The organism is Labilibaculum sp., from assembly GCF_963664555.1.
Lineage (GTDB): Bacteria > Bacteroidota > Bacteroidia > Bacteroidales > Marinifilaceae > Labilibaculum.
Window position 1 is genome coordinate 4,292,738 of the sequence record NZ_OY761461.1, and the last position, 21,037, is coordinate 4,313,774.

Below are 21,037 nucleotides of genomic sequence, written 5' to 3' on the forward strand. Positions count from 1 at the left end.
AAGGTTTCTACTTTATTGAGTTTATTCATATTTAATTGCCTTAATTGGGTCGGAACTTGCAGCCCGGTAAGATTGCCATGCAACAGTAAACAATCCAATCACTAAAGAAATAATCAGGGTGGCAGCAAATATCCAAATACCAATTGAAATGTGATACGGAAAATCGCTCAACCAAGCACTTAAAGCCCAATAAGATATTGGAACAGCTATGATATTTGCAATTAAAATCAACCTGATAAATTCACGGGTTAACAAATACACCAACTTACCTATCGTTGCACCTAATACTTTCCGAATACCCAGTTCTTTGGTTCGTTGTTCGGCCATAAAAGAGGACAATCCAAAAAGTCCCATGGATGCAATTAAAATGCTTATTAAAGAAAAAATTGAAAAAATCCACGTCAGTCTTTCTTCCGGTTCATAATTTTCTTTCATCCTATCATCTAAAAAGGAATAAGCAAACGACATGTTGGGACAAAACTCATTCCATACTTTCTGAATATAAAGTAGGGTCTCTTTTCTATTTTCAGAATTAATTTTCACGTGCAAATTCCTTCGGTAATCAGGATTTTCCGAAACAATAAGATTCATCGGCTCAATTAAATCTTTAAGAGGCTGATAATTAAAATCCCGAATTACACCAATCACCTCTCCCAATTGAACTTCTCCTCCTTCTTCAACACCATCAATATCCACTCCTACCTGAAGCTTTTTCCCTAAGGCATTTTCGCCCCAGTTAAATTTAATTGCGGCCGACTCATTAACGATAAATGCATTGATTGTATCTGATGGAATCTCACGACTAAAATTTCTTCCTTTCAGAATATCCATTTCCATTAAATCGATATAATCGAAATCAATAACATTGAAATTTAATGCATATTGCTGCATCCCTTCATCACTCTCGTACAAATGCACCGTTTTCGATCCTCCAAAACCAATTAGTGAACTAGAAGTTGCAACAGCCTTTATGTTGGGATTTTTCTTCAGCTCCATTTTCAATGCATCTATTCTGGTCCGCAATACTGAATCGCGAATAACCGAGACTACAATATCTTTTTTATTAAATCCCACATCCATACTATTCATGTACAGGAATTGAGATGCAACAATGATAGTTCCGCTAATCATCATGGCTGAAACCGTAAACTGAGAGATTACAAGCAATTTTCGCAAAAAACCATTTGCCCTGCCTCTGCCGTTTCTTCCCTTTAGGATAAAAACCGGCTGAATTGATGACAGGTAAAGAGCAGGATAACTGCCCGAGAACAGACCCAATAGAACTGCCAGAATTACATTAAACAATATCACTTCCGGAGTATCCAAAAAACTCAATGTAAGATCCTTATTTACCAATTGATTAAACAGTGGCAGCAGTAACTCAACGCATATTAAGGCTATAATAAGGGCAAAAACTGTTAACGATATACTCTCCATCATAAACTGACGAATGATATTTTCTCTTTGTGCGCCAACCACCTTACGAATACCTACCTCTTTTGCCCGCTTTGAAGATCGCGCAGTTGCCATGTTCATATAGTTAATACTGGCTATGGACAGGATAAAAATGGCAATCGCTGTAAGGATATAAATGTATTTTATATTTCCGGTTGGTGCATCCCATTGCAATTGGGATCTTAAATGAAGATCTCCAAGATGCTGAATTATTAGCTTGTAGGAAACCCCCAGTTGATCTCCAAGCTCCTTCATGTATTTCTCATAGTAAGCCGGAAACTTTTCGAGAATAGCATCAGCCTCTGAATTTTCTTTTAACAGCAAAAAGGTGTAATTACTAAAAGACCAGAATGCGATTGGCTGCAGGCTGTTAAATTGTTCTGCTCCCCGAATACTTTCCAAAGTTTTCATGGAGTAAAAAGCATTAAATTTGAAATGGCTGTTCAAAGGGAGATCTTTCATGACTCCACTAACGGTGTAAGGCACGTTTTCACCAACAAGCAATATCTTTCCTATCGGATCCTCGCCGTTAAAATACTTATTAGCCAAAGTCTCATTTAGTACTATTGAGTATGGCTGAGTAAGAGCTTTTTTGGGATCTCCTTTAAGCAGGGGAAAGCTAAAAATAGTAAATACTGAAGAATCAACAAAGGCGATATGCTCTTCATAAAACTCTTTATCATCATATTTAAATTGCTGTCTTCCTGAACCTTGAAACCGAACAAACTGCTCCACCTCAGGAAATTCCTCAGCAAAGGTTGGACCAAATGGCAAAGGCGATGTCGCAACACGGTCTCTCTTTCCACTCAAAGTAAAATCTGATCCCAAACGAATGATCCGTTCATGATTCACATTGTACTTATCGTATGATAATTCATCCTGAACAAACAGTAAAATCAGAATTGTACAAATTAATCCTACAGATAAACCAGCAACATTGATTGTTGTATAGAATTTATTTCTGGAAAAATTTCGAAAAAGTGTAATGAAGAAATTCTTAAACATACTTGCCTTATTAATATACAGCTCAATTTTCAGAATATGAACCTAAGAATTGATTAATAACGATAATATTTTCGCTCTAAAGCTTTTGTCTCATATTCTCAGTTACAATATGTCCGTCAAACAACTGAATAATACGATGACTTCTATCTGCATCTGACGGCGAGTGAGTTACCATGATTATTGTAGTTCCTTCCTCATTAAGCTGAGTTAAAAGATTCATCACCTCTTCTCCGTTAGCAGAATCCAAATTACCCGTTGGCTCATCCGCTAAAATCAATTTGGGATTGGAAATAACTGCTCGTGCAATTGCAACCCTTTGCTGCTGTCCTCCAGATAATTGCTGAGGAAAATGCTTAGCTCTATGGGCAATATTCATTCTTTCCAATGCCTCATTTACTCTTCTTTTTCTCTCTGCTCCCGATACTTTCATATACAAAAGAGGCAACTCAACATTCTCAAAAACAGTCAATTCATCAATCAAATTAAAACTTTGAAAAACAAAACCAATGTTTTCTTTTCTCAAATTTGTTCTTTGCCTTTCAGTATACTTTTCTACCTGATAACCGTTAAAATGCAGCTCCCCTTCACTTGGATTGTCAAGCAAGCCAATAATATTCAGTAAAGTTGACTTACCACATCCCGACGGACCCATTATTGCAACGAATTCTCCTTTATTAATTTCCAGATTGACATTATTTAATGCCGTAGTTTCCACCTCATCGGTTCTGAAAACTTTAATTAAATTTTTAGTATTAATCATAGTCATATGTATTTAAACAATCACTTATTCATATTTTAGCACACGCACCGGAGTTTTTAAAGCCAATTTCCATATTTGCTGATAAACTGTAAGAAAAGTTATCAACAGAGATACAAATCCTGACAAGATAAAAATTCCAATTCCAATATCTATTCGATAAGCAAATCCTTTTAACCACCACTCCATCACAAAATACGAAAGTACCCAAGCAATGGCATTGGAAAGCATTACCCACTTAAAAAACTCTTTCAACAACAACTGAAATACCGTATCCATATTAGCTCCAAACACCTTTCTTAGTGCCATCTCACGAGATTTACGTTCTGTTACAAAGGAAACCAGCCCAAACAAACCCAAACATGAAATAACAAAAGCGATTATAGTAAATGAAACAAATATTTTACTCATTCGTGATTCTGCCGTATAGAAATACTTAAAGTCCTCTTCCAAAAATCGATAAGTAAACGGAATGTCCGGAACTGTTGAATCCCAAACCGTTCTTATTTTATTCAATATTGGCTCCACATCTTCTCCAATTCGGATACCTATATATTTAAAAGCCGCCGGATTCCGCATCATAATTAAGGGTTCCACTCCAACCTGAAGACTGTTGAAATTAAAATCCTTAACAATGCCTATCACTTCGCCCGAAAAAGCCCAAATCCGTAAAGGTTCACCAATGGTGTGAACCATATTCATCTTTTTGGCTGCCGATTCATTAATAATAAATTTCAAGCTATCGCCGCCATACAATTTGGAAAATCCCCTTCCCTGAATCACATCCATTTCAAATGTTTCAATAAAATCATAATCCACAAAAGTCAATTGAAACAAGATATCTTCAGAATCCTTTATTTTTCCCGGCCAATCTACATCCCATGTTGAATTTGTAAAATTCACCGGCATTTGATTTGCTGCTGTTACCCAGTAAACTCCCTGGACTTTAATCAACTCATTTTTCAGCTTAGGGTAAATTGAATTGAAATCATCTGCCATCTCAATGTAAACCAAATTGTTCTTGTTGTAACCAACATCCGATTCCTGTAAAAATTCAAGTTGCTGATAAATAATCCCTGAACAAATAAACAGGCCTATCGACATGCTAAATTGTATGACCACCAACACCTTCCTGAGCAGAGCAGAATCTTTTCTTGAAATGCCTTTAATTACATGAATTGGCAGAAAAGAAGACAGAAACAAGGCAGGATAACTTCCTGACACAATTCCTGTAAGAAGTACAATGCCCGAAACGCTAAATAAAAATTTTATATTATTTATCCCCAATGATAAATCCCTATCCGTTAAATCACTAAAAACAGGCAGTAATAATTCAACCAAAACAACGGCAATTCCTAAGGATATTAATGTAAAAAATATCGATTCGCCAAGAAACAAACCGATTAATCCTTTTCGCTGAGCTCCAACTACTTTTCTGATAGCCACTTCTTTTGCTCTTCTTTCTGATCTGGCAGTTGCCAGATTCATATAGTTAAAACAGGCAATTAAAAGGATTAAAACGGCTATCAGCAGAAATACCCTGACGTACCAAATCGGACCCACTTTATTTGTATTTATCGCATACAAATGATACTTCCCGAAAGCCTGAAGATCAAGATCAACATTCGAATTTTCAATACGATCTTTAATATATGTTTGTAACTGAGCCACCAAATCATCCGAATCAACCCCTTCATCCACCTTTATAAAGGTGTGAAAAGTATTTGCCTCCCAATCATTTAAATCATAAGCCCACAACTTCCCAAAAAATTGAAAAGGAATAACGAAGTCGAAAATTATAGACGAATTAGCTGGCGGATTTTGAATCACAGCCGAAACGGTATAATCAAATCTGGAATTTATCTCAATGTGCCTTCCAATCGGATCCAATTCACCAAACAATTTCTGAGCAAGTTTCTCTGTAAGCACAATCGAATTTTCCTCTTTAAAAGGATGCTCTTTTTCACCTTTTACGATAGGGAAAGTGAAAATCTGGAAAAAATCAGCATCAACAATCTTTCCACCATCTTCAACAAAACTTTTCCCATCCGCAGAAAGAATCAATTGTCCCCAGGTGGTAACCATTCTTGTGGAATACTTAATTTCCGGAAATGCTTTTTTTATAGATTCGGCTAATGGCCCGGGTGTTGAGTATACCGAAAAAACATCGCCATCAGCATAATTCTGATTCTCGTACACACTATAAACCCGATCAATATCCTCATGAAATTTATCAAATCCCATTTCATATTCCACCCATATTAATATGAGCAAAGTACAAGTTACACCAGTTGCCAATCCTAAAATATTCATTAAGGAATAGGCTTTTTGCCGGTATAAACTACGTAAAACAGTATTCAATAAAATTTTTAACATCCACTTACTTTAAAACCAATTTGTCTACATCCCCATATGATTCGTAGCTATTCGTTACAACTCTCTCTCCAGGCTTCAAGCCCTCAAGAACCTCATAATACATCGGATTCTGATTTCCCAACTTAATTGCCCGTTTTGTGGCAAAAGCACCACTAGGATCTACAACGAATATCCATTGTCCTCCAGTACTTTGAAAGAAACCTCCTCTTTGAATCAAAACAGCCTCCCGAGGTTCTCCCAATTCAATTTTTGTTCTAAATGTTTGTCCGGTTCTTATCCCCGGAGGAAGCTCACCAGCAAATTTCATATCAATTTCAAACTGACCCCCACGCACTTCTGGATAAACTTTATAAACCACTAAATTATAATCAACGCCACTAAAACTAAATTTAGCCTTTAATCCTTTATTTAATCGTGCAATGTAGAGTTCGTCAACCATCGCATTTATTTTATAATTATCCAATACATTTACCTGTCCTAAACGCTGCCCTCTTGACTTTGACTCTCCCAATTCAACATTTAAAGATCCTAACTGACCATCAACAGGTGCTTTTACGTTTAAATTTTGAAGCTTTGCACGAACCATTTCCAGATTGTTTTCCATGTTTTTCAAATTGGCATCCAATCGTTGAATTTGAATTGTACGTGCCAGGGAATCTGTTTTTTGCCTCTCCAAAAGCAGCTCTCTGGTTTTTTCATAATAGTTGTAATTGTCATTTGACTCGTCAAATTCTTCACGGGAAATCAAATCCTTCTCAAAGAAAATTTTATTTCGCTGATAAGCCCTTTTACTCTTTGCCAGACTTAAATCTATTTCCAACAAACTTCTTCTTACATTCAAACGATCCTGCTCCATACTCAATCGAGTATCCCGCAATCTATTTACCTGTTCAGTAAAACCAGCTTCCGAATTTAAAATTTGCAGGTTTAACTCTGAATTACTCAAACGTAGAATCACATCCCCCTTTTTAACCATACTCCCTTCTTCCAGCAGTACCTCTTCTACACGTCCTCCTTCAATAGCATCTAAATAAACTGTGGTTATTGGATTAACCGTTCCTGTTCGCGCAATATATTCCTGAAAATAATCAGTTTTAACATCTCCAATTGAAATTTTCTCTGCATCAACGCGCAGCCGGGATCCTGACTCTCCCAAAAATGCTGTATACAAAATAACAACGCCTAAAACGGCTCCAGCTAAATACCAATTTTTCCTTAGTAAATACCAAGATTTCTTTTCAATAATTCGATCCATTATCATTCGACTTTTTTAATCCTTTTTCAAACACAACCGCAATATCACCACTTTCATGCCAAAACACTTTTAACATTGATTAACAACTTCTTGAAAAACCAAAACCCATTGATTCCCACGCATCTGTGAACGAAAACAATACAAGAACTGTACGTATCCGAACATTTTTCTTTTAATTTTAAAAATTTAATGATAACTTGGATTCCTATTTAAGTTCTAAAACCTGAAACGATAAATTAATTCAAATTATGGCAATTCAAAAAAACGGTAAAATATTAGCTATTGATGATAACGAAGATATCCTGTTTTCTTTAAAGCTGCTTCTGAAACAACATGTAGAATTAATACACACAGAGTCGGATCCGGAAATGATTCCAAAACTAATGAAACAGGATCATTACGATGTTGTGCTGCTTGATATGAATTTTACAAAAGACGCAATTAGCGGTCAGGAAGGATATCATTGGCTAAATAAGATACTTGAAATTGATCCGCAGGCAGTTGTGTTATTTATTACCGCATATGGCGATATTGAAAAATCGGTAAAAGCTATAAAAGCAGGTGCAACAGACTTCATATTAAAACCATGGCAGAATGAAAAACTTCTTGCCACCATATCATCAGCAATAAAACTGCGCAGATCGAAAGATGAAGTTAAAGAACTAAAGACAAAACAAAAAGAGTTAAATGCAGTTCTTGACCAACCTTTTAATGACTTTATTGGTACATCCCCTGAAATGCAGCAAGTATTCTCAACCATAACAAAAGTGGCTGTAACAGATGCAAACGTATTGATTCTTGGCGAAAACGGAACAGGAAAAGAATTGGTTGCCAGAGCATTACACCGAAACTCACCAAGAAAAGATGAAGTTTTTATCAGTGTTGATCTTGGATCTATAAATGAAAATCTATTCGAAAGCGAACTGTTTGGGCATGTGAAAGGTGCATTTACAGATGCTCGTGCCGACCGTCCCGGCCGATTCGAAATTGCCTCCGGAGGAACACTATTCCTAGATGAAATCGGGAATTTAAGCCTTCCGATGCAAGCGAAGCTTTTAACTGTTTTAGAGCGCAGAGAAGTAATTCGGGTGGGATCGAACAAGCCAATTCCTATCGACATCCGTTTAATATGTGCAACCAATATGCCCCTAAAACAAATGGCATCAGAAGACAGATATCGTCAGGATCTTCTATACAGAATTAACACTGTTGAAATAAGTCTTCCTGCTTTAAGAGAACGATACGAAGACATACCACTTTTGGCAAATCATTTTCTTGAAATATATTCTAAAAAGTATAAAAAAGGCATCAACCCTCTTTCAAAGGCTTGTCTAAACAAACTTTACGATTACAGCTGGCCTGGAAACGTGAGAGAACTTCAACACTTAATGGAGCGGGCAATCATTATGGCAGATGATCGCAATCTGGATCCTGCCGATTTCCAAGTCAGCACTGAACGAAATGGTCAGGATGATGTTGAATTTGACTCTTATAACCTTGAGGAAGTTGAAAAGAATATCATACAGAAAGTATTGAAAACAAATAAAGGAAATATTTCCAAAGCGGCTGGAGAACTTGGTCTTACACGCACATCTCTTTATCGAAGATTAGAAAAATATGGTTTATAAAAGCTTCCGGATTAATTTTATAATAAGAATCATCGTGCTCTCAGCAACGATATTCTTATTATTTTACTTAGTTGCAAAAAAGAGCCTTTACTTCACAGCAAGCCTTACTTTTATTGCGATTATCTATCAAATTTATGAAATTATTAAGTACGTTGAAAAAACCAATCGCCTGCTAAAGAATTTTTTGGAATCCATACGGTATTCTGATTTCACACGAAATTTTCAAGTACAAGGTCTTGGAAGCTCATTCGACAAACTGCAGGAATCTTTCAATGCAGTTATTACTGATTTTCAAAAAATAAGAGCTGAGAAAGAAGAGCATTATTTCTATCTGCAAACTGTAATTCAACACATTGGAATTAGTTTAATTGCATTTCACCGCGATGGAAAGGTAGAAATGATCAACAATGCGTCTAAGAAACTTTTTCAGGTAAGCAACCTTAAAAGAATACAGGACTTAAGTGGTTTTAGTGAGGAACTTGTAAATTGCCTGCTAAGCCTTAAGCATGGAGAAAACACACTTGTTAAAGTGGTTGACAATGAAGATATCCTAAAGCTTGCAATTTACGCCACCGAATTTAAAATCAACAATCGACAGGTAATACTTGTATCAATTAAAAACATCCAATACGAATTGGAAGAACAGGAAATTGAATCATGGCAAAAACTAATCCGGGTGCTCACTCATGAGATTATGAATTCAATTACGCCAATCTCTTCTCTCTCCACGACTCTAACAACAATTCTTGATGATTTCGGGGAAAACAACACCAACAAGTTTCAGGATGAGGATCTGGAGACGCTGAACGAAGTTAAATTGGCTCTTGAAACAATCCACAAAAGAAGCTCCGGGCTTTTACATTTCGTAGATACTTATCGGAATCTTACAAAAATTCCTAAACCAAATTTTGGAATTTTTCAGGTGCAAAAACTTTTTGACAACATTCATCGTCTGATGGAAGAGGAAATAAAGAGAAAAGGCATCAAATGTGAGATTAGCATTAACCCTGAAAGCCTTGAGCTTTCCGCCGACGAACAACTACTTGAACAGGTTTTAATCAATTTAATTAAAAACTCTATTCACGCACTCGAACACACAACCGATCCAAGAATTGAAATGAAAGCCTTTATGAACAAAAGAGGCAGAATATCAATTCAAATAAGCGACAACGGACAAGGCATTATAAAAGAAGTACTTGACAAAGTGTTTATTCCATTTTTCACAACAAAGCCTAAAGGATCTGGTATTGGATTAAGTCTGTCAAAACAGATATTGCGATTACACGGAGGAACCATTACAGCACAGTCAATTCCGAACGAAAAAACCAGTTTCACACTTACTTTTTAACATGATTTAACACTCCAATAATTTTAAATTAACAATTACTTTCGTTAAATTTAAAGAGCAAATCAATTTCTAACCTTTAATTAAAACTTAAGAGCGTATGACTAAAACAATCACATTCAATGAGTTAAGAGAAATTAAAGATCGTTTGCCAGATGGAAGTATGCAAAGGATTGCAGAAGATTTACAATTAGAAGTAGAAACCGTTAGAAATTATTTTGGTGGAACCAATTTTGATGAAGGCCAATGCACAGGAATCCATGTTGAACAAGGCCCTTATGGAGGTATTGTTGAACTAGATGATACAACTATTTTAGACCACGCCATTAGCATTCTGGAAGATTAAAATTGTAAACATCAATAAATAAAAAGAGAGGACTGTTGAAAAATTTCAACAGTCCTCTCTTTTTATTTTTTTTACAGACCTTATATCTTACTATAATTCTTTTCTATCATTATGCAATTTATTAAAAATAATTGCCAGATTAGAATAGAGTGTTGTATTCTGAACAATAATATCTTCCGGAACCTTGATTCTTGCCGGCGTAAAATTCCAAATCGCTTTAATACCCCAAGCTACCATCAAATCGGCAACTGTTTGTGCATTTTCAGCTGGAACAGTAATAATTCCCATTACCACATTCATTTCTTGTGATAAATCACGAAATTGATCTATGTGAAATACCTCAATATCATTAATTTTTTTCCCAATAGTCGAAGAATTAACATCGAAAGCAGCAACGATATTTAAACCAAAATGTAATAATCCGCTATCGTGCAATAATGCAGAACCTAAAGATCCAGCACCTACAAGAAAAGCATTATCCATGATCGTAAATCCCAGAAACTCCGACAAAACATCAACCAACGCTTTAACTTCGTAACCAACTCTTGTTTTTCCCACAATAGTGGTATAAGATAAATCTTTTGTGACTTGTGTGGGGTCGATATTCATATAGTTTGCGATCTGAGTAGATGAAACAAACTGCTGTCCTTTCCTTAGCAAGCCTTCTGCAAATGCTAAGTATGACGGCATGCGCCTAATAGTCGGCTCAGGAACCCCCTGAATTTTCTTAGAACTTTGAACCATAATTTCTTACTTACACCTTAAATGAGAACAAAAATAATCAAGTTTTCATTAAAGAAAAAATTCTTTAATGATTATTTTGTTATACAGATTTAATTTTAAATAAATGGCGCTGGGGACACTACAATGAATAATACATTAATCCTTTGTAAATGTGGGCGATATAGGATTCGAACCTATGACCCCTTGGGTGTAAACCAAGTGCTCTGAACCAACTGAGCTAATCGCCCTTAACGACTGCAAATATAAACAGAAAAAATTACCAAGCAATAAAAACCCTAGTTTTGTTTATACAACTTCCGCAACAACAAAAGTACTTCCTCCCACAAAAACAAGATCATTTTCATGGGCATTTGCCTTTGCCGCCTCTAATGCTTCTTTCACAGATAAGTAGGCATTTCCTAACAATCCATAAGCTTTTGCCTTCGAAGCAAGAACTTCTTGATTCAATGCTCTTGGAATATCCGCACGACTAAAATAATAGCTCGCACTCTTCGGCATTAATTCAAGTATATTAATAAGATCTTTATCATCAACCACACCAAAAACAACATGTAGTTTTCTGTAATCCATTGATTCAATTTGCTCTATTATTTCTTTAATCCCTCCAACATTATGCCCTGTATCACACACTACTTTGGGAGCATTACCAATTGTCTGCCAGCGGCCTAGCAAGCCGGTTCTTTTTCCTACCTCAGAAACTCCTTGTTTAATAGACGCTTCGGAAATTTTCCACCCCCTGCTATTCAATTCATCAAACACACATAGAGCGGTTCTTATATTCTTAATCTGATAAATACCCAATAAATCACATGACAAATTGATTATTGAATTGTTTTCAAGAGATTGATAAACAAGATGTCTTTTACAATCGATCAATTCAGATGACTGATTTTTATACCTGTCTTCTGAAAATTTCAGATCAGATTTATTGTTTGAAGCAATTCTCAAAAAAACATCTATTACCTCTTCCTGTTTCTCACCAATAATAACAGAACCATTTTTCTTTATAATTCCAGCCTTTTCTGCTGCTATTTGTGCAAGCTCCGAACCTAACAAATTAGTATGATCTTTACTTATATTAGTTATCACAGAAAGTACAGGTGAAATGATATTGGTCGAGTCCAATCTTCCACCTAAACCTACCTCCACAACAGCAACATCAACTTGCTGATCTGCAAAGAAATCAAAAGCCATCGCAACTGTCATCTCAAAAAAGGAAGGACGTAATTCTTCAAATTTATCTTGATGCTTACCAATAAAATCAACTACATAATTCTCAGAAACAAGTTCACCATCTACCTTTATCCTCTCTCTAAAATCTCTTAAATGAGGCGAAGTATATAAACCAACTTTATAGCCCGCTGATTGCAAAACAGAAGCTATAGTATGAGAAACCGATCCTTTTCCATTTGTTCCTGCAACATGAATTGATTTAAACTTCTTATGAGGATGATTAAAATATTCATCCAATGCCAATGTTGTATCCAAATTGGCTTTATAAGCTGCCTGCCCTGTGCGCTGATACATAGGTAGTTTAGTAAACATATAATCTAAAGTCTCCTGGTAATTCATTTTTATTCTCTACTAATTTTGATGATTTTACAAAGAAGAATAAAATTTCTTAAAATTTGTGTTAACAGGTTGAATTTCCTACAAAAATTGCTAAATTAATACTATTAAATGCTACTGTTTAATTGAAAGCATCATGTATATTTTCTAAAATCAAGCGTTTGAAAATTGCTTTTAACAACTAACAACCTAAACAATAGCATTTTGAAATTATGATAAAATAAAGTCTGGCTCTATACGCCTGTCGAAATTAACCTCTAACACCATTTATTATGGCAAAATTCAAAAAGGTTTTCGTTCTTGATACAAATGTTATTCTTCACGATTTTAATTCTATTTACAATTTTGAAGAAAATGACGTTGTAATTCCCATAACCGTTCTTGAGGAACTGGATAAATTTAAAAAAGGGAATGATCAGATTAATTACCATGCACGTGAATTCAGCAGAGAATTAGACCGGATCTCAGGAGACCTGCTCTTTACTGCCGGTGTTCCGCTAGGAAAAAATTTAGGAAAATTATCCGTTGAAACGGGAAAAGAATTTTCTCCGCAAATGAAAAGTTCGTTTCATGAAAACATCCCTGACCACAGAATTCTAGCTATAGCAGAGTATTTACACAATCACCGCGGCAAAAAAAAGGTCATTCTAATTTCCAAGGACATCAACCTTAGGATGAAAGCAAAATCTTTAGGTATTCCTGCAGAAGATTATAAAAACGATCAGGTTAAGGATCTTGATGACGTAATTAGCTTGGGAATTACAACACTTGAAGATTTTGATGATGAAAAGATTACTTTTCTATATAAATCAAACGAAGGAATTCCTGAAAAAGAATTTGGACTTAAAAAACCGATTAAAGGTCATGAATATTTTATTTTAAAAAACAATTCCTCAAGTGCACTTGCACATTTCGATCCAGTTGAAAAAATTATATCCCGGGTTGAAAAACCAAATGCCTACGGAATTTATCCCAGAAACGCAGAACAGACTTTTTCCATGCATGCCCTCATGGATCCAAAAATATCCTTGGTCGCTTTAACCGGACGAGCTGGAACTGGGAAAACATTAGTTGCTTTGGCAACAGCACTTCAGCAAATCGATATGTACGATCAAATTTTTCTTGCCAGACCAATTGTTGCTTTGGCCAATAAAGACCTTGGTTACTTACCAGGAGATGCCAAAGAAAAAATAGGCCCTTACATGCAACCTCTTTTCGATAACCTAAGCGTAATTAAGCATAAATTTAACGTCCATAGTAAAGAGTATCTCAAAATTGACGAACTGCTCAGAGATGAAAGATTACAGATTACTCCATTAGCATACATCAGAGGAAGAAGTCTTTCAAATACATTCTTCATTGTTGATGAAGCTCAAAATCTTACTCCTCATGAAATTAAAACAATAATTACACGTGCAGGCGAAGGTACTAAAATGATTTTCACAGGAGATATTGAACAAATAGATTCTCCTTATCTGGACAAGAAATCGAATGGCTTAGCATACCTTTCGGACAGGATGCAAGGACAGGATATATTTGCTCATGTCAACCTGGTAAAAGGGGAAAGAAGTCACCTGGCAGAACTTGCTAGCCACCTTCTATAAATCTATTTATTGCATTACTGGGAAATTTCATTTAAATTATATTACTGAATATGTACATTTGATCGTAAAAAGGTATTACATTAAATTGAATCAATTTTTTATTACCATGACATATTTTCACTCACTGAAAAACTAAATATACTCTTTATGAAAATAATGAAATTTGCCGCCATAGATATCGGATCAAATGCCATCCGGTTATTGTTTATGAATGTGCTTGAAGAAGGCGGTAATGCTCACTTTAAGAAATCATCACTGGTAAGGGTTCCAATTCGTCTGGGAACTGACACTTTTATTGATAAGATTATCTCTGCAGATAAAGCCGAGAAATTAATTAAAAGCATGAAAGCATTTCGCAACCTTATGGACGTTCATGAGGTTGTGAACTATCGCGCTTGTGCAACATCAGCAATGAGGGAGGCTGTTAACGGTTCTGAAATCATTCAACGAATAGAAAATGAATCAGGTATAAAAATTGATGTTATCAATGGAAAAGAGGAAGCCAGCATTATTTTTGATAATAAAATTGCAGATACTCTCGACCCAAGCAAAGATTATTTATATGTTGATGTTGGTGGTGGTAGTACCGAACTAACTCTTTTTTCAAAAGGGATTTGTAAATTCTCCGCATCATTTAATGTGGGAACCATTAAAATTCTCCGGGATTGTGTCCCTAAAGATGAATTTGTTCGTATAAAAGAGTGTTTATTGGATGTATGCCCTAACTGCGAAAACATTGAACTTATCGGATCAGGTGGCAACATCAACAGATTGGTTAAACTCGCAACACCAAAAAAAGAAAAATTCATAACATACCAAGAGTTTAAAAGCATTTACTACGACCTTAAACAATATAGTTATCAGGAATTAATGATCAACTTTGACATGAATCCTGACCGGGCTGATGTTATCATTCCTGCTTCAACAATTTTCCTAAGTATTATGGAATGGGCGAATGCAGATAAAATACACGTACCCAAAATTGGAGTTACCGATGGTATTGTACATCAGTTGTATAAAGAATATATTTCCAACAGTCTTGTGTTGGACTAAAAAAGTAATTCTTTTTCCTAAATTTGCACTTTGAATCATTTCTATATTTTGAACTATTTCGAATTTAATTTGAGATAGTTCATTTATTTTAGCTCAAGCTGCATATCAGCAAGAAGGGAAGAAACTATGTTACAAGGTAAAAAAGTAGCATTCTACACATTAGGATGCAAACTTAATTTTTCGGAAACCTCCACAATTGGCCGTTCATTCAAAGAAATGGGCTTCGAAACAATCAAGCATACGGAGAAAGCTGATATTTATATTATTAATACTTGTTCTGTTACAGATCAGGCTGACAAAAAATGCAGACAAGCCATTAAAAAAGTAATTAAGACCAATGCCAATGCATTTATTGCCGTAATTGGATGCTACGCTCAACTTAAACCTGATGAAATTATCGCGATTCCAGGAGTTGATCTCGTTTTAGGTGCTAATGAGAAATTCAATATCCACAAATACATCGATCATCTTGAGAAAAAAGGCACCGGAGAATTGCACCCATGCGAAGTAGAGTCGGTTAAAGATTTTCATTCATCCTATTCAATGGGAGATCGAACCCGTTGCTTTCTTAAAATTCAGGATGGGTGCAACTATTACTGCACCTATTGTACCATCCCATTTGCCAGAGGCAATAGTCGTAACGTGAGCATTAAAGAAACGGTAAAACAAGCAGAAGAAGTTGCCAGGCAAGGTGCTAAAGAAATTATCTTAACAGGAGTAAATATTGGTGATTTTGGGAAAAGTACAAACGAAACATTTCTGGATTTAATTAAAGAGCTTGAAAAAGTGAAAGGAATTAGCCGTTTTCGGATCTCATCCATTGAACCCAACCTTCTAAGCAACGAGATCATTGAATTTGTTGCTCAATCTGAAAAGTTTGTTAATCATTTTCACCTTCCTCTTCAAGCTGGTTCCAACAAAGTTTTAAAACTTATGAAGAGAAGATACGATAGAGAATTATTTGCCCAGCGTATTGAAAAAATTAAATCTTTACTTCCTGATGCCTTTATTGGTGTTGATGTAATTGCCGGAAGTCGTGGCGAAAGTGATCAAGATTTCGAAGATGCCTATTTATTCATTAAGCAATTAGCCATCAGCCAACTACACGTATTCCCTTACTCTGAAAGACAAGGCACTAAAGCTCTCGAAATTAAAGAGGTTGTTCCTATTCCTGAAAGAAAAAGAAGAGCTAAAATGCTGCAAAACCTTTCCGAAAAAAAATTAAATGCATTTTATCAGGAAAACTTAGGCAAAACAGAAGAAGTCTTGTTCGAATCCTTTAATGATCATGGTAAGATGTATGGATTCACTAAAAATTACATTAAAATCGAAATTCCGTACAACCAAAACCTTAGCAACGAACTAACATTTGTTACCTTGCAGGAGATAAATCCGAATGGCAATGTTTCAGGTTCTGTAATTGACAAAATACGATTCAACCTAAAACCCATTTTGCAATAAATGATAAAAACATGATCAATCTTAAAGAACTTTGTTTTAAAACGAATGATATAGCCCGAAAAGTTGGTCTTTTCATAAAAGAACAGCAAAGCAAGATTAAATCTGATGTTATAGAAGTAAAAGGTATACACGATTTTGTAACCTATGTTGATAAAACTGCGGAAGAAAAAATTGTTGCAGAATTGAAACTAATTCTTTCTGATGCAGGTTTTATTGCAGAAGAAGGCACTGAAACCTATCGCGCAGAACGTTACAATTGGATTATTGATCCGCTTGACGGAACAACAAATTACATTCATGGATTATCGCCTTTTGCTGTTAGTATTGCACTACAAGAATACGACGAAATTGTATTGGGAGTGATCTATGAAATTAGCCTTGACGAATGCTTTTATTCGTGGAAAGGAGCATCAGGAGCATACTTAAATGGCAAAACAATTACCGTATCAAAGGCCGATTCGATAAATTCCAGCTTAATTGCAACAGGTTTTCCCTACTACGATTACGACCAATTGAAAACATTTATGGCTTCTTTGGAATACTTTATTATTAATTCTCACGGCGTTCGCCGCCCCGGTTCTGCAGCAACCGACTTAGCTTATGTTGCTTGTGGTAGATTCGAAGCTTTTTACGAATATAATCTTCAGGCTTGGGATGTTGCTGCCGGTTCATTTATAGTAAGGCAAGCCGGCGGTAAGGTCTGCGATTTTAAAGGAGGTAAGAATTTCATCTTTGGAAAAGAAATTATTGCCAGCAATACAATGGTTCATGATGAGTTTAAAAGTGTTGTGACTAAACACATGATAAAATAAACTTATTGCATTTTCCGGCTTCAGCAAATCATAAAAACACACTTCATTACAATGATAAAACTTCTATCCTATATGGTATATGGTGTGGTAAGACTAATAAGTTACTTGCCATTTCCAATACTTTACTTCTTTTCAGACATTGTATTTCTTTTTGTTTGCTACGTTTTTAGATATCGAAAAAAAGTTATTACCTCGAATCTTAAAAACTCTTTTCCTGAAAAATCTGAAAAAGAAATCAAGGCAATACGAAAAGAATTTTACAGTCATTTCTGCGATACATTTATTGAAACCATAAAACTTTGGACAATTAGTGAAGAAGAAATTAGAAAACGCTGTAAATTTCACAACCCAGATATTTTTGACCGGTACAAAGCCTCTGGTAAAAGTATTATAACCGTATTTGGGCACTATGGAAATTGGGAGTGGCTGACATCATTTTCATTATGGAAAGATGCATACTATCTGCCCATCTACAAACCCCTTCACAATAAAGTTTTTGATAAAATGTTTTTACAGATAAGAGAACGTTTTGGAGCCAGACCATTAGCTAAAGATGATACTTTGCGAACCATGATTTCTTACCGGAATCAAAATAAGTTTACGGTTACGGTTTTTATTGGTGATCAAACACCAAACAAAAACAACCTCAACTACTGGACAAAATTTCTCAATCAGGATACTCCTGTTTTGCTGGGAACTGAACGTATCGCAAAAAAACTTGACCAGCCAATAATTTTTGTTCATATGAAGAAAGTAAAAAGGGGATATTACGAAGTACATTTTATTCCTCTTTTTGATAATCCTAAAGATACGGCTGAGTTTGAAATCACGGAAAAACATACGCGCGTGTTAGAAGATATAATCAAAGAGGAGCCAGCATACTGGTTATGGTCTCATAAAAGATGGAAACACACAAAACAAGACTCACAATAAGTAATTATATTGTAATACATCAGTTAAAAGAAAATGAATAGAATTGGAATCGTAATACTAAACTGGAACGGGAAAAAATTATTAGAAACATTCCTTCCATCTGTTGTTGCTCACTCAAAACGTGAATGGGCCGATGTTATTATTGCAGATAACGCATCCAGTGATGATTCCATAGCATTTTTAAAAAAAGAATACCCTGACATTCAGGTTATTCAACTGGATAAGAATTACGGATTTGCTGATGGTTACAACAAAGCATTGGAGCAACTCTCACACAGCTATTTCGTTCTTTTAAATTCGGATGTTGAAGTTACAGAAAATTGGCTTGACCCGATTTACAATCATCTGGAAAAAGATCCAGGCATTGCGGCTGCACAACCCAAAATTAAAGCTTATCACAATAAAACGGAATTTGAATACGCTGGCGCGTCAGGTGGTTTTATTGACTATTTAGGCTATCCTTTTTGCCGTGGAAGAATACTGGATCAAATCGAAAGCGATCACAATCAATACAACTCAGAACTTGATATTTTCTGGGCTAGTGGCGCCTCTCTCTTCATTCGTGCTGACGTTTACAAAAAAACAGGCGGATTGGATGGTGACTTTTTTGCTCACATGGAAGAAATTGATTTGTGTTGGAGAATAAAAAATCAGGGATACCGGATAATCGCAGAACCAAAATCAACAGTTTATCATGTTGGAGGAGCCACCTTACCAAACCACAGCTCAAGGAAACTCTATTTAAATTTCCGCAACAACCTATTCATGTTGCATAAAAATCTTCCTAAAAATAAATTCTGTTCCATTCTCCTGCAAAGAATGATATTGGATGGTGTCGCAGCAATGAAATTTCTTTTGAGTGGCGAATTTTCAAATTTTGGTGCTGTTTTTAAAGCTCATCTCTCCTACTATTCCATGTTCTCAAAAATGAGAGAAAAACGCAAAAAGATGATTCCCTTTATCACTAAAACAGATCACAGGGAAATGTATAAAAACAGTATTATTTTTGATTTTTACGTAAGAAAGAAAAAGCACTTCTCCAACATTACTTTCTAAAATTAAGGATTATTAATTAGTTGGCCGCAGTGAATTTAAGACCAATAATTGAAACCATAAGTAAAAGTAAAAAGAATATTCTTGAGAAATGAATTGGCTCGCTGAACAGTACAATTCCCAAAATTGCGGTCGAAAATGCTCCTATTCCTGTCCATACGGCATAAGCTGTGCCTAAAGGCAAGGTTTTTATCGCCAAAGCAAGAAAATACAGACTTATTGCCATTGCAACAATCGTAATCACACTAGGCCAAAACTTAGTAAATCCTTCAGCATATTTCAATCCGATAGCCCAAACAGCTTCAAACAATCCTGCAATAATCAAATAAACCCACGCGATAGCCATACTTACAATTTTTCAATTACCTGCTCCAAACGAATTCCTCTTGATCCTTTAATTAGAATATACTGGTTTAGCAGTTCAGTCTTCTCAAGCTCCAAAATTAATTCCGCAGTGTTCTTAAATGTTTTGAACTGCTTATTAGAATTCACTTCTGTAAAAATCTCACCAACTAAAAATACGGATTGCAATTGCCGATCTTGAATCAACTGTAATAAATCCAAATGTTCTTTACGGGCATCAGAACCCAGTTCCAACATATCACCAAGAATAATGACTTTATTTTTTCTCATCATACCTGCAAAATTCTCAACAGCAGCCTTCATACTTGTTGGATTCGCATTATATGCATCCAGAAACAATACATTTTTCTCGGTTTTCTTCAATTGCGATCTATTGTTACTGGGAACATACTTTTCCAGTGCGTCTTTTATCTCAATTTCATTGATTTTAAAATATCGTCCTACTGTTACCGCAGCCAAAGCATTTTCAAAATTATAAGCACCAATCAGTTTTGTTTTTATATACAATTTCCCAATTGCTGATCTAATTTCTAAAACCAGATATGGTTCAGCCTGTATAAATTTTGCCTTGGAAAATGCATTCTCCGAATTTCCATAACTAATGGATTCCTGAGCATTCAACATTTCAGTCAGGTAATCGTTATCAGCATTAATAAACACCTTTCCTCCATTCTTAAAAATGAAATCATACAACTCTTTTTTTGTTGCTATAACACCTTCAAATGAACCAAATCCTTCCAGATGCGCTTTTCCAACATTTGTTATGATTCCATAATCAGGCTCAGCAATTTCGCACAACTGCTGAATCTCTCCCGGATGATTGGCTCCCATTTCAACGATTCCAAATTCAGTTTCCTCATTCATAGAAAGAAGAGTTAACGGAACACCAATATGATTATTAAGATTTCCAATTGTAGCAACCGTTCTAAACTTTCGCCGCAAAACCTCATGAATCAATTCCTTCGTTGTCGTTTTCCCATTGGTTCCTGTAATAGCAAGAATCGGAATGTTTAGTTGCCTTCTGTGCTCTCTGGCTAAATCCTGAAGTATCGCCAATACATCTTCAACCAAAACAAAACGATTATCAACTGCATATTCCTTTTCATCAACAATTGCATACTCACAACCTTTTTCAATTGCAGACATGGCAAATTGATTCCCATTGAAATTATCGCCTTTCAAAGCAAAGAAAATTGAATTGGGAACAATCTTTCTGGTATCTGTTACGACTATTGGATGTTCCTTAAAAAGAAGGTAAATATTTGACAATTGCATTGT

The 21,037-nt window shown here is 35.5% G+C and carries 17 protein-coding genes and 1 tRNA gene; 9 read left to right on the forward strand and 9 right to left on the reverse strand.

Annotated elements, in window-relative coordinates; all coding sequences use genetic code 11:
• Positions 1-21 precede the first annotated feature (21 nt).
• From ACKU4N_RS16865 to ACKU4N_RS16880, 4 genes are all read right to left on the reverse strand, one after another.
• Positions 22-2,460, reverse strand: coding sequence for an ABC transporter permease (locus ACKU4N_RS16865; protein ID WP_321318343.1), 2,439 nt, complete (start codon positions 2,458-2,460; stop codon positions 22-24).
• Between the two features lie 76 nt (positions 2,461-2,536).
• Entirely contained in the window at positions 2,537-3,220 is a 684-nt protein-coding gene (locus tag ACKU4N_RS16870) for an ABC transporter ATP-binding protein (RefSeq protein WP_321318344.1), read from the reverse strand.
• A 24-nt stretch (positions 3,221-3,244) separates the two neighbouring features.
• The gene (locus ACKU4N_RS16875) at positions 3,245-5,593 is read right to left on the reverse strand and encodes an ABC transporter permease (protein WP_321318345.1); all 2,349 of its coding nucleotides are present in this window, start codon (positions 5,591-5,593) and stop codon (positions 3,245-3,247) included.
• 4 nt (positions 5,594-5,597) lie between these two features.
• Complete coding sequence (locus tag ACKU4N_RS16880) at positions 5,598-6,848, reverse strand: efflux RND transporter periplasmic adaptor subunit (RefSeq protein WP_321318346.1); 1,251 nt, start codon at positions 6,846-6,848, stop codon at positions 5,598-5,600.
• A gap of 248 nt (positions 6,849-7,096) precedes the next feature.
• On the opposite strand from ACKU4N_RS16880, the gene ACKU4N_RS16885 reads away from it, so the two are divergent.
• The 3 genes from ACKU4N_RS16885 to ACKU4N_RS16895 all read left to right on the forward strand — a co-directional run bounded on the left by ACKU4N_RS16885 (position 7,097) and on the right by ACKU4N_RS16895 (position 10,167).
• Positions 7,097-8,476, forward strand: coding sequence for a sigma-54-dependent transcriptional regulator (locus ACKU4N_RS16885; protein WP_321318347.1), 1,380 nt, complete (start codon positions 7,097-7,099; stop codon positions 8,474-8,476).
• Between the two features lie 34 nt (positions 8,477-8,510).
• Positions 8,511-9,824 carry a sensor histidine kinase gene (locus ACKU4N_RS16890; RefSeq protein ID WP_321318348.1) on the forward strand — a complete coding sequence of 438 codons (1,314 nt, stop codon included), beginning with the start codon at positions 8,511-8,513 and terminating at the stop codon, positions 9,822-9,824.
• 97 nt (positions 9,825-9,921) lie between these two features.
• A complete protein-coding gene (locus ACKU4N_RS16895; RefSeq protein WP_321318349.1) occupies positions 9,922-10,167 on the forward strand; it encodes a DNA-binding protein in 246 nt (81 codons plus the stop codon).
• A 90-nt stretch (positions 10,168-10,257) separates the two neighbouring features.
• On the opposite strand, the gene ACKU4N_RS16900 is transcribed toward ACKU4N_RS16895, so the two are convergent.
• The 3 genes from ACKU4N_RS16900 to ACKU4N_RS16910 form a co-directional block, all read right to left on the reverse strand.
• Positions 10,258-10,911 carry a redox-sensing transcriptional repressor Rex gene (locus tag ACKU4N_RS16900; protein WP_321318350.1) on the reverse strand — a complete coding sequence of 218 codons (654 nt, stop codon included), beginning with the start codon at positions 10,909-10,911 and terminating at the stop codon, positions 10,258-10,260.
• A gap of 152 nt (positions 10,912-11,063) precedes the next feature.
• Positions 11,064-11,138: transfer RNA gene (locus ACKU4N_RS16905), tRNA-Val, on the reverse strand.
• Between the two features lie 58 nt (positions 11,139-11,196).
• Positions 11,197-12,483 carry a bifunctional folylpolyglutamate synthase/dihydrofolate synthase gene (locus ACKU4N_RS16910; protein ID WP_321318351.1) on the reverse strand — a complete coding sequence of 429 codons (1,287 nt, stop codon included), beginning with the start codon at positions 12,481-12,483 and terminating at the stop codon, positions 11,197-11,199.
• Positions 12,484-12,752: 269 nt separating this feature from the next.
• Here ACKU4N_RS16910 and ACKU4N_RS16915 point away from each other — a divergent pair, with 269 nt between their 5' ends.
• The 6 genes from ACKU4N_RS16915 (at position 12,753) to ACKU4N_RS16940 (ending at position 19,399) form a co-directional block, all read left to right on the forward strand.
• Positions 12,753-14,084 carry a PhoH family protein gene (locus tag ACKU4N_RS16915; RefSeq protein WP_321318352.1) on the forward strand — a complete coding sequence of 444 codons (1,332 nt, stop codon included), beginning with the start codon at positions 12,753-12,755 and terminating at the stop codon, positions 14,082-14,084.
• 147 nt (positions 14,085-14,231) lie between these two features.
• Positions 14,232-15,137 (forward strand): Ppx/GppA phosphatase family protein, encoded by a 906-nt coding sequence (locus tag ACKU4N_RS16920; RefSeq protein ID WP_321318353.1) that lies wholly within the window; start codon positions 14,232-14,234, stop codon positions 15,135-15,137.
• Positions 15,138-15,263: 126 nt separating this feature from the next.
• The gene (mtaB, locus tag ACKU4N_RS16925; RefSeq protein ID WP_321318354.1) at positions 15,264-16,598 is read left to right on the forward strand and encodes a tRNA (N(6)-L-threonylcarbamoyladenosine(37)-C(2))-methylthiotransferase MtaB; all 1,335 of its coding nucleotides are present in this window, start codon (positions 15,264-15,266) and stop codon (positions 16,596-16,598) included.
• Between the two features lie 11 nt (positions 16,599-16,609).
• Complete coding sequence (locus tag ACKU4N_RS16930) at positions 16,610-17,410, forward strand: inositol monophosphatase family protein (protein WP_321318355.1); 801 nt, start codon at positions 16,610-16,612, stop codon at positions 17,408-17,410.
• Positions 17,411-17,455: 45 nt separating this feature from the next.
• Complete coding sequence (locus tag ACKU4N_RS16935; protein WP_321322751.1) at positions 17,456-18,343, forward strand: lysophospholipid acyltransferase family protein; 888 nt, start codon at positions 17,456-17,458, stop codon at positions 18,341-18,343.
• A gap of 33 nt (positions 18,344-18,376) precedes the next feature.
• Positions 18,377-19,399, forward strand: a complete 1,023-nt coding sequence (locus tag ACKU4N_RS16940; RefSeq protein ID WP_321318356.1) for a glycosyltransferase family 2 protein — start codon at positions 18,377-18,379, stop codon at positions 19,397-19,399.
• Positions 19,400-19,415: 16 nt separating this feature from the next.
• On the opposite strand, the gene sugE is transcribed toward ACKU4N_RS16940, so the two are convergent.
• Positions 19,416-19,736, reverse strand: a complete 321-nt coding sequence (gene sugE, locus ACKU4N_RS16945; RefSeq protein ID WP_407937254.1) for a quaternary ammonium compound efflux SMR transporter SugE — start codon at positions 19,734-19,736, stop codon at positions 19,416-19,418.
• An 8-nt stretch (positions 19,737-19,744) separates the two neighbouring features.
• Entirely contained in the window at positions 19,745-21,034 is a 1,290-nt protein-coding gene (gene murF, locus ACKU4N_RS16950) for a UDP-N-acetylmuramoyl-tripeptide--D-alanyl-D-alanine ligase (protein WP_321318358.1), read from the reverse strand.
• Between the last annotated feature and the right edge of the window lie 3 nt (positions 21,035-21,037).